We start from the raw sequence: 6,357 nt of genomic DNA on the forward strand, positions 1-6,357 counted from the left end.
TATTTTTTTATCGATTAAAGTTTATTAATATTCATACTGCTTCCTTTTAAGCTCGTCAATTACCACACCAGACTCATCATATTGTAACGCACGATAATATGCGTCATGATAAAAGGTATACCATGCCTTCCGCTCATATCCATACTCCATCCACTTTTCTTTTTCATGAACGGAAGTAACAGGATAGTCGTCATATGCCATGGCCCATAACTTGTTTTGATGACCGTGGGTTGCCATAATATCCGCCATATGGATAAAACAGTTCTCCCCATCTTCAAATACTACTATGCTATGTCCATCACTATGCCCACCTGTATGGATCATTTTTAGTTCGTCGGTAATATGTATTTCATCTTCAAACGTTTTCACTTGTTCTTGAATGGACTCCCAGTTCATTGGCCAATACGTATTAATGGACCGAATATTCGGGTTTCGCATCTCTTTCCATTCGATGCTAGACGTTATAATTGGCACATCAGGAAAAACCGAAACATACTCATCACCTAGCTTTTTCGTTAAACCACAAGCATGATCAAAATGTAAATGGCTCATCAAAATGCAATCGATATCTGCTACGGTTAAATGGAGTTTTTCAAGGGAAGATTCAAGATTAGATTCTTCCAGTACCCCGAAATTACGCATCTGTTTTTCTGAAAGCTTTCCATTTCCCATTCCGGTATCGATTAAATAATTTTTTCCATCTAATTGAAGCAAAATAGGATCTGTTCTTAATTCGATTTGATTTTTTTCATTTACAGGGTATTTACGACTCCATAATGGCTTTGGTACAACACCAAACATCGCCCCACCATCAAGAAAATTAACACCACCATTGAGCCAAGTTAAAGTCGCTTTTCCAACTTGTAGACGTTCCATCGTATCTTCCTCCTATTTTCAAATTCAATTAGGGTATATTATAACAAATTTAGGGCATAATAGCAGAGAGGTGATTTTATAATGTATTTAACTGTCCACAATCAGTTAACATTATTACATGATTTACTAGATGAACAAGTGACATTTAAAACCGTTTCCATGAATGAATACAGGCAAATTAAAAAGCTTGTTCAAACGATGATTGCTAATAAAGAAATGGATGGCGAGTTGTTAACAGTGCTACCAGAAATTTATTATTACGGGATTAAAGGTGAAATCGCCCACTCTTTTTCAGATCATATTTCAGAAAACGAAAACAATATTCAGAAGTGGTTAGAAACGATCAATCGAACAAAAACAAATATTAGTTAATATGGTTGCGATTATTTTGAACCATTTTTGAACAGCCTTTTACCTGCATTGGTAGTGGCTGTTTTATCATGGTGCAAAAAGATGTACTCCCTGTCTCTCCATCTACTTGATATGGGATAGAATGATTGGCATAACATGTGATTTTCTGCGCCGTGTACGTTGATACTTCTTTAAAGTGAAGATGTTTTCCAAAAAACACAGTGAAAAACAATGCCAATACTTTCCACTTTGAAATCGAATCAATAACTAGAATCGAAAAATGTTCTCCATTATTCCGTGCTTGCGGATTTATTTTCATTCCACCACCAAAATAAGGATGATTATTTATCGTAAGCAAAAAACATCGTTTAAATACTTTGGTCCTTTGATCCAATTCCATTTTTATGATAAAAGGTTTAAACGTGAAAAGTGAACGTATTAATGCATATAAATAGACGAGAGAACCGCATCGTAATCGGTTGAAGACCTTTTTTATTTTCGATTGATTAGCCTGCTGAGCGACTACTGCATCAAAACCAAAACCGAGACAGTTTACAAAGTTTCGTTTTTCACCGTTTTTTGAAAGATAAGACCCGAACCAATAAGGGACGGAAGTATTAGTCTCATAAATGTTTTGCATTAGTTTATTTATATTTTTTGGAGTCGAAGTCCCTCTTGCAAAATCATTCCCTGAACCACTAGGGATAAAACTAATCGGTATTTGCTTATTTTTCAATCCATTTATCACTTCATGCATGGTACCATCTCCACCAATAACGACAATTAAAGTAATGTCAGTTTCGCGATATTTTCGGTGAAGGCTTTTCGCAATCTCTTCGGCATGTCCTTTATATTTTGTACAGAAAGATACGGTATTTAGTTTTTGGAAATACTCATTTTTCTGTAATTTGGCATAAATCGTTTTAGCACGACCTTTTCCGGCAATTGGATTCATAATAAATATGTACATTTACGACTCCTCAAAACTTGCCGGTGTCGTATATGTGTCATCTTCTGTTTCCCACTCAGGACGCCGAACAGATGTCGTTTGACAATGATGTAATAATACTTCCATCGCTTTTAATTGAACGCTTTTTAATGGGGAATGTAAGTTTCTCTTTTTCTCAAACCAATCCTCATACTCTCGTTTTCCGATAATCGATGTATTATAAGGCTCCGTACTGAATAGAAAATTATTCGTTTGGGATAAAACAGTTTTTGTAATCGTAAAATCAATGTTATGCATGTTCAAAATACTTCTCACTATTTGTTCTGTCCGCTTTAATGAGATGACTGGACTAAGCACCTTACGCACATCATTTTCCGTTTCAATCGTCCATGTACGTTCATTACTTGCAACGATTGTTTCGTATGGATTTTTATTCATTAATGATATAATGTCAATCCCAACAGGGCTAATTAGAATAATTTCACCATCAATCGGTGCTTTTTTAATATTAAAAATCGGATAATACATCAGTAAATAGATATCAGGGAACCGTTGTAAAAAAAATTTTAATGCATGATCATGATTGTATTTCGAATCAGTAAACGAAACATGAGAAATAGTTGAAGTTGCCCATTTTAATTGAAACGGGTAGAGCTCATTCAAAAAGTGCTTCGTTAGTTGTTTTTTTGTTATAGGTAATGTTCGCTCGAAAGATTCTCGTTCTTCTTGTTCCATTTGTTGCTTTTTTGCAAATGGATTCCAACGAAAGTTTCCATTATTGTTATCATTATGATATGACTGATTCTGGTTTGAAGACTTTTCATTTTCGATTTCCCATAATTGTAACGTTTTTTTCCAGTTCTCTTGTTTTAATCGAATATATTGAGTTGGATAATGAAATGGGTTTGATTCGTATCTCGTAATATAATCAAGAAGTTTTATTAATTGCGCCATTTCATGCACCCCTTTTTCATTTTTTTTAGGAAAGTTGGCATCCACTAAGGTTTTACCCGAATGCCTTAGTTGCACTTTATGTAGTAAGTTGGATTTAGACTCCCTTACCTACTATTGATACAATATAAGCTAATTCCTCTTCATTTAATAAGCGCATTTTCCCGATTGGTAATGTCTTATCTAATAATAAATCCCCGATACTTAAACGTTTTAAGTAAATTACTTCCATTCCAATTGCTCGAAACATTCGTTTTACTTGATGAAATTTTCCTTCCGATATCGAGAGCCTTACTTCTGAAACGGGGTTACTTTTTTCAATGACTAAATTAGCTGGTTTCGTTTTATATCCATCATCTAAAATAACTCCCTTTTTAAACTGCTGAATATGATCGTTCGTTACGTGACCATCGACTTTCGCAAAATATGTCTTAAAGACATCATGTTTGGGCGAAGTTAATCGATGATTTAATTTCCCGTCATTTGTAAGCAAAATAAGCCCCTCTGTATCTTTATCAAGCCTTCCAACAGGTGCTAAATCATAATGTTGATATTGTTCCTCAACGAGATCTAGTACCGTTTTTTCATAACGATCTGTTGTTGCAGATAAGTAATTTTTTGGCTTATGAAGCATAATATAAATATATTGTTGATAATGTACTTGCTTCTGATTTACTGCGATCGATTGCTCATCTGGGTTAACATGAACATTACTTTTCGTTATAACTTTATTATCGACCGTAACTACCCGATTCTTTAGTAATTGTTTCACATCTTTTCGTGAGCCATAACCCGCGTGAGCAAGCAACTTATCAATTCGCACGTTTTTTCCTCCTGAAACGATTTAACATATTAGTTCCACCAAATACATGATCAATTAAAGTGGTTTTATATGCAAGAAATAAATAGACAAATCCCCCGCCTAATACACCAATGGACAACATAAAAATTGCCGCAATTCTGCTTTCTTCATAAGGGATAAACATACCACAAATATATTTTAGTATAATGATTGTTCCCCACATGATCAGACTATAAATAACCATAAATAATGTTCGTTTAAGCGTTTGTTTATATGAAAACAAAATAGCACGTCTAATCCGCCAGAAATTTAACAAGACAGCGACTGAAACAGCAAGACCTGTCGCTAAAATAGACCCTTTTCCTGCAAAGGCATGTATAAAAGTAGAGTTAAAAATAGCTTTTACTAAAAATCCAGCTGTCAAACTGATTAATGTAAATCGTTGTTCATTGATTCCTTGTAAAATCGCTGCTGTTACTGTAAATAAAGCAAAAAGCAAAGCAATAGGTGCATACCAAGCAAGTAAATTCCCTGTAATTGCTAAATTTTTCATTCCAAATAATGAACCATATGCTTCATATGAAAGTGCCGATAACCCGACAACGGCCGGAATAACGAACAATAAAACAATTTGTAAAGATTGATTCATTTCAACAAAAAGTTTTTTACGATTTTGCCTTGTAAACGATTCAGTTAATGCTGGTACGATCGTTAAGGACATTCCAGTTGCGATTGTGACCGGAATACTAATCAATTTATGGCCATACATATTAATCGTTGCATTGGAAACTGTGGCAATTTCTTCATAACCACCCATATACATTGCACGGTTAAATGTAAACGAATCAACGGATTGATACAGTGGAATAGCAATTCCGACTAATACAAAAGGTCCAGCGTAAGAAAATAATTCAATAACTAATTCTTTAGTCGATATATTTAAAGGACGTTGTGAAACTTTTACATGTTTTCGAAGCTGTTTTCGGTGTTTTTGCCAATAATATAAAAGTATGATACACGATGCTATTGCACCAATAAACGCCGCAAAAGTAGCAAAACTAACGGCTAAAACAATACTTCCGTTATAGATTTTGATGATAGTGAAAGCTGCTATTAAAACAACTGCAATACGTACAATTTGTTCTATAACTTGTGAAATTGCTGTCGGCTCCATGACCTGATTCCCTTGAAAGAACCCCCTAACAACACTCATTGCCGGTATGATCAAAAGGGAAAAGCTAATCATTTGCATTACTTTTTTCACATCTTCAACAGTATTACCTTCTTCACTACTATATATGAACTTCGATGCAAGCCAACCTGAACCAAAATAAAGTGTGATAAAAGCTAAAAGTCCTGTTATTGCCATAAATAATAAACTAGATCTAAATACTCTCAGACCAAGGTCATAATACCCCAATGTATTATATTTTGACACTATTTTTGACACTGCCAGCGGAATTCCAACTGTTGATATACTAATTAATATTGAATAAGGATTATAAGCAAAAAAATACAATTCTCCACCCTTATCTCCAACAAATTCATTAAATGGGATTGCGTAAATCATTCCTAAAAACTTGGATAAAAAAGCTGCTCCTGTTAATAATGCAGTTCCTTTTAAAATTTTATTTGACATCAGTTCACCTACATAAAAAATAATAAGTCCTTTAGCTATTTTATCATACTTTAGATATGTTGGAACCTTAATGATGCATAACGTCACTTAATTCCTTCCTATTTTTCGATAAAATTCTACAATATCGTTTTTGGAGTCATATGATTATGATGATACAGGTAAATCATTCCGAGTATTATTTCATTTAAAGGAGCTAAACTATAAAGGAGATTTGGTTCAATTATCGAATCTTTCGTTTTTTTGATTAATCAACTGAACATTATTTTGGGAAGGAATGAAGAGAATGAAAAGATCGGATATGTGGTTAACACTTCTTGCCTCAGTTGGTGTAGGTGCTGCTGCTTTTTATACGATGTCAAAAAGTGGTCAACCAATGAACAAGGCGATGGAGACTGTAGCGCCAATGCTTAGTGGTATGACAAACAATAACACTAGTGGCGGTAGTGGAAATAATCAACAATCGGGACAATTTGGCTCTCAAAGTATGAGCTAAATTTAAAATAAGTACAAGCATGAATATGTCATGCTTGTACTTTACATAGAAAGTGGATATGGAATTGAATAATTAAATGCTTTTGCAGTTTTTCATCCTAATTCGTTTTTACTTTTGTTTCCTTAATGACATCATATTGTGCACAAGACAAAATAAAAACCATCATTTACTTATCATAATAAATAAATGATGGTTTGTTAGCCTGGCGGTGTCCTACTCTTGCGGAGGCAAAGCCTCGACTACCATCGGCGCTGGAGAGCTTAACTACTGTGTTCGAGATGGGAACAGGTGTGACC

At 34.3% G+C, this 6,357-nt stretch carries 7 protein-coding genes and 1 rRNA gene; 2 read left to right on the forward strand and 6 right to left on the reverse strand.

What is annotated here, in order from left to right; all coding sequences use genetic code 11:
* Positions 1–24 precede the first annotated feature (24 nt).
* Positions 25–876 carry a YtnP family quorum-quenching lactonase gene (locus DFR56_RS21635; protein WP_110397544.1) on the reverse strand — a complete coding sequence of 284 codons (852 nt, stop codon included), beginning with the start codon at positions 874–876 and terminating at the stop codon, positions 25–27.
* A gap of 81 nt (positions 877–957) precedes the next feature.
* On the opposite strand from DFR56_RS21635, the gene DFR56_RS21640 reads away from it, so the two are divergent.
* Positions 958–1,248 carry a YtzH-like family protein gene (locus DFR56_RS21640; RefSeq protein WP_110397545.1) on the forward strand — a complete coding sequence of 97 codons (291 nt, stop codon included), beginning with the start codon at positions 958–960 and terminating at the stop codon, positions 1,246–1,248.
* Here DFR56_RS21640 and DFR56_RS21645 read toward each other — a convergent pair.
* The 4 genes from DFR56_RS21645 to DFR56_RS21660 all read right to left on the reverse strand — a co-directional run bounded on the left by DFR56_RS21645 (position 1,241) and on the right by DFR56_RS21660 (position 5,655).
* Positions 1,241–2,197, reverse strand: a complete 957-nt coding sequence (locus DFR56_RS21645) for a diacylglycerol/lipid kinase family protein (protein ID WP_110397546.1) — start codon at positions 2,195–2,197, stop codon at positions 1,241–1,243. The two genes, DFR56_RS21640 and DFR56_RS21645, sit on opposite strands and share 8 nt — an antisense overlap.
* On the reverse strand, positions 2,198–3,130 hold the full coding sequence (locus DFR56_RS21650; protein ID WP_110397547.1) for an NERD domain-containing protein: 933 nt from the start codon (positions 3,128–3,130) through the stop codon (positions 2,198–2,200). It abuts the gene before it with no gap.
* A 94-nt stretch (positions 3,131–3,224) separates the two neighbouring features.
* Positions 3,225–3,950: a pseudouridine synthase gene (locus tag DFR56_RS21655; RefSeq protein ID WP_110397548.1), complete on the reverse strand. Its 726-nt coding sequence runs from the start codon at positions 3,948–3,950 to the stop codon at positions 3,225–3,227.
* Complete coding sequence (locus DFR56_RS21660; protein WP_342353179.1) at positions 3,940–5,655, reverse strand: putative polysaccharide biosynthesis protein; 1,716 nt, start codon at positions 5,653–5,655, stop codon at positions 3,940–3,942. Before DFR56_RS21660 ends, DFR56_RS21655 begins: the two co-directional genes overlap by 11 nt.
* A gap of 196 nt (positions 5,656–5,851) precedes the next feature.
* Between DFR56_RS21660 and DFR56_RS21665 the strand changes: the two genes are divergently transcribed.
* A complete protein-coding gene (locus tag DFR56_RS21665; protein ID WP_110397549.1) occupies positions 5,852–6,061 on the forward strand; it encodes a hypothetical protein in 210 nt (69 codons plus the stop codon).
* A 200-nt stretch (positions 6,062–6,261) separates the two neighbouring features.
* Here the strand turns inward: DFR56_RS21665 and rrf are convergent.
* Positions 6,262–6,357: ribosomal RNA gene (gene rrf, locus DFR56_RS21670) — 5S ribosomal RNA — on the reverse strand; the annotation flags it as partial.

This window comes from Pseudogracilibacillus auburnensis (assembly GCF_003201975.1).
GTDB classification, from domain to species: domain Bacteria; phylum Bacillota; class Bacilli; order Bacillales; family Amphibacillaceae; genus Pseudogracilibacillus; species Pseudogracilibacillus auburnensis.

Coding starts and splice junctions, on each gene's coding strand:
- DFR56_RS21635 (WP_110397544.1), bottom strand. CDS start 876: ATGGAACGTCTACAAGTTGGAAAAGCGACTTTAACTTGGCTCAATGGT.
- DFR56_RS21640 (WP_110397545.1), top strand. CDS start 958: ATGTATTTAACTGTCCACAATCAGTTAACATTATTACATGATTTACTA.
- DFR56_RS21645 (WP_110397546.1), bottom strand. CDS start 2,197: ATGTACATATTTATTATGAATCCAATTGCCGGAAAAGGTCGTGCTAAA.
- DFR56_RS21650 (WP_110397547.1), bottom strand. CDS start 3,130: ATGGCGCAATTAATAAAACTTCTTGATTATATTACGAGATACGAATCA.
- DFR56_RS21665 (WP_110397549.1), top strand. CDS start 5,852: ATGAAAAGATCGGATATGTGGTTAACACTTCTTGCCTCAGTTGGTGTA.